This window comes from Rhizobacter sp. P2_H2 (assembly GCF_056403375.1).
Genome location: NZ_JBFUFP010001535.1, coordinates 1 through 945, shown reverse-complemented (window position 1 = coordinate 945; position 945 = coordinate 1). Strand labels below are relative to the sequence as shown.

General features: G+C 69.2%; 2 protein-coding genes. Both read right to left on the bottom strand.

Features of this window, described 5'->3' with window-relative positions; translation table 11 throughout:
• A partial coding sequence (locus AC1D15_RS34545; RefSeq protein WP_477829624.1) for a hypothetical protein occupies positions 1–216 on the bottom strand: 216 nt, incomplete at its 3' end.
• Positions 216–945: class I SAM-dependent methyltransferase (locus AC1D15_RS34540; RefSeq protein ID WP_477829623.1), on the bottom strand; the 730-nt coding region annotated here is incomplete at its 5' end. The genes AC1D15_RS34545 and AC1D15_RS34540, both read right to left, overlap by 1 nt.

Sequence of the window (945 nt, the reverse complement as noted above, 5' to 3'; positions counted from 1 at the left end):
CTGCCCACGTTCGAGCCAGCGGGCCGGCAGCGCGAAGCGCATCGACACCCACAGGCAAGCCAGCGCCACGCTGCAGCCCATCAGGCCCGCAATGCGCAGCGCTTCAGCCGACAGTTGGTGGAAGTGCTCGCGCATGCCGAGCTCCAGCCCAGCCGCACCGAGAAGCGCTGCCGCGGCCAGCAGGTTGGCGCCCGGCCGGCTGCTCCAAGGGTGCATCAGGCCGGCGTCCTCATCAGGGCCAGCGTGCGGTGGGCGGGACCGAGGTTGACCTCGGCGCACAGCTGAAAGCCGGCCTTCAGGAAAGCCGCCTTCTGCCTGTCGATGCTGAACTCATGCGGGTCACGCTGGCGCTGGGCGCAAAGCAATTTCATCTGCGGGTCCTCGGGCCCGATCCATTCGACAACCAGCCAGCGACGCGACAGGCGCCGTGCCATCTGCGCCACGACCTCGATCGGGATGGACGCCGCGACCGCCAAGTGATGCACGAGTGCCAGCATCAGCACCAGGTCTGCGGATTGCTCCAGGCGCGCGGCCAGGCCCGAGTGTTCCTCCCCCAGCCATCCCGATCCGCCTTTCATGTCGTCCAGCGCCGCAACCACGGGGTGCAGGCCCGGTCCCGAGGGCGACCGGAACAGCGCCTGCACGCAATCGTGGTCCCCATCGATGGCGATCACCTGGGCACCCTGCGCCAGCGCCATGCGAGAAAACTCGCCGGTGTTGCAGCCGAGATCGGCCACCCAGCCCGGCCGGATCTCCGCCAGCCATTGCGCAAGCTGCGAACGCTTGCGTTGCAGGCTGTCGCCCCCGTAGTGCCCGCGGTCCTGCGTGTAGTCGCCCCAGGCTCCCTTGCGCCGCCGCGGTTCGGGCGGGGCCACCCCGCCGAGCCACCATTCAACGGTCGCATGCAGCGATCTCCGGAACCTTGCAATGGCCGCAGGATCAGCC